The sequence below is a fragment of the Aeromonas sp. HMWF015 genome (assembly GCF_963878965.1).
In the GTDB taxonomy this organism is placed as follows: Bacteria; Pseudomonadota; Gammaproteobacteria; order Enterobacterales; family Aeromonadaceae; genus Aeromonas; species Aeromonas veronii.
Window position 1 is genome coordinate 1 of sequence record NZ_CAWNZT010000070.1, and the last position, 1,795, is coordinate 1,795.

General features: G+C 62.8%; 2 protein-coding genes. One reads left to right on the forward strand and one right to left on the reverse strand.

Going from position 1 to position 1,795, the window contains the following annotated elements:
• Window positions 1-126 precede the first annotated feature (126 nt).
• Complete coding sequence (gene tpx / locus AACS18_RS03015; protein ID WP_005341463.1) at window positions 127-627, reverse strand: thiol peroxidase; 501 nt, start codon at window positions 625-627, stop codon at window positions 127-129.
• Window positions 628-811: 184 nt separating this feature from the next.
• Between tpx and AACS18_RS03020 the strand changes: the two genes are divergently transcribed.
• The coding region (locus tag AACS18_RS03020) for a cation transporter (protein ID WP_181363390.1) at window positions 812-1,795 on the forward strand (984 nt) is incomplete at its 3' end.

The window sequence follows — 1,795 nt, forward strand, 5'->3', positions numbered from 1 at the left end:
ATGTGGAGTGGCAACCCTCCCCAACCGCCAAGGCTGAACCGGCGACCACCCCGCCCGCTACGCCCTGAACGGACAATTCCCGCATAAAAAATCCCGCCGAAGCGGGATTTTTTATGGCTTGCAGCCTTACAGCACGGCCAGCGCAGCAGCGTAGTTCGGCTCGTCGGCCACTTCGGCGACCAGCTCGCTGTGCAGCACCTTGTTGTCACCATCCAGCACCACGATGGCGCGAGCGGTCAGCCCTACCAGCGGACCGGAAGAGAAGGCAACGCCGTAATCTTCCATGAAGGCCGCACCGCGCAGGGTGGAGAGGGTCACTACCTTGTCCAGACCTTCGGCGCCGCAGAAGCGGGACTGGGCGAACGGCAGATCGGCGGAGATGCACAGCACGACAGTGTTCTCCAGCGCGCTGGCCTGCTCGTTGAACTTGCGCACAGAGGTCGCGCAGGTCGGGGTATCGACGCTCGGGAAAATATTCAGGATTTTGCGCTGACCGGCAAAGCTTGCCAGGGTCACGTCGGAGAGATCCTTGGCCACCAGGGAGAAGGGCTTGGCTTGCTCACCGGCGACCGGGAAGTGACCAGCGACGGAAACCGGGTTGCCTTGCAGAGTGACTGAGTTGCTCATGTGTTATGTCCTTTATTGGTGTAGTAAAAATCCGGGTGATCAGTATAGGGGCGGCGGGACCAGACAAACACCCGCGAAGACAAGGGATATAAAGGGGTTGACCTTGGACTTAACACCAAGGTTTAGACTCCTCCTCGGTAATCAGGGATCTCGCAGGGGCGGGATCCATCAAGAGGGACTCATCATGAGCAAATCCTGCTGCAATCATCAGCACGCCGCCCCCATCAAGGCCGTCAGCAAGGCGGCCCCCGGCCAGAGTGAGCATCACCACGATAGCCACTGCTGCGACAACACCACGCCCGTCAGTTGCTGTTCAACCCCGACGCCTCATGAGCACGCATCCCGTGACAGCAATGAATCCCCCGGGGATGAAGAGCCTCCCCGAGGAAGCTGTCACGATCAAGCGTGCTGCAGCGCCCCCTTATCGCCAGCTCATGAGCATGAGCACGATATGCCCCCTGCCGACCCGCTGGTTGCGCCTGCGCAAGGCAACAGCCGCCATAGCTGGCAGGTGTTGGGGATGGATTGCCCCAGCTGCGCCCGCAAGATCGAGACCGCCGTCAGCCGGGTGAGCGGCGTGCAGCAGGCGCGCGTGCTGTTTGCCACCGAGAAGCTGGTGGTGGATCTGGCCCCCGGCCTCTCCCCCGATCCCGTCACCGCCGCTGTGCTGGCCGCCGGTTTCCAGCTCAAGGGGGAAAGCGCTGACAAGCACGCAGCTGGCCGCAAGCAAGCTTCACAACAGCCCCTGCAGGGCAATCTATTCGATAACTTTTTGGGCAAATATTGGCAGCCCCTGTCACTGGCGGGTCTGATGCTGGTTGCCGCCCTGCTGCCGAAAGAGTTCGGTCAGCCGCTCTTTACTCTGGCGACCCTCTGGGGCCTGTGGCCCATCTCCCGCAAGGCGTGGGCGCTGACCAAAAGCGGCTCCCCCTTCGCCATCGAGACCCTGATGACGGTCGCCGCCGTGGGGGCCCTGTTCCTCGGCGAAACCGCCGAAGCGGCCATGGTGCTGCTGCTCTTTATGCTGGGTGAGCATCTGGAGGCCTACGCCGCCGGACGTGCCCGGGCCGGAGTGACCGCCCTGATGGCGCTGGTGCCCGACAAGGCGCTGCGGATCGGTACCACTGCCGAGGGCGAGGTGCGGGAAGAGGTAGCTGCCGATGAGCTG

Excerpts from the sequence above, each read along its gene's own strand:
- tpx (WP_005341463.1), bottom strand. The coding sequence starts at position 627 with ATGAGCAACTCAGTCACTCTGCAAGGCAACCCGGTTTCCGTCGCTGGT.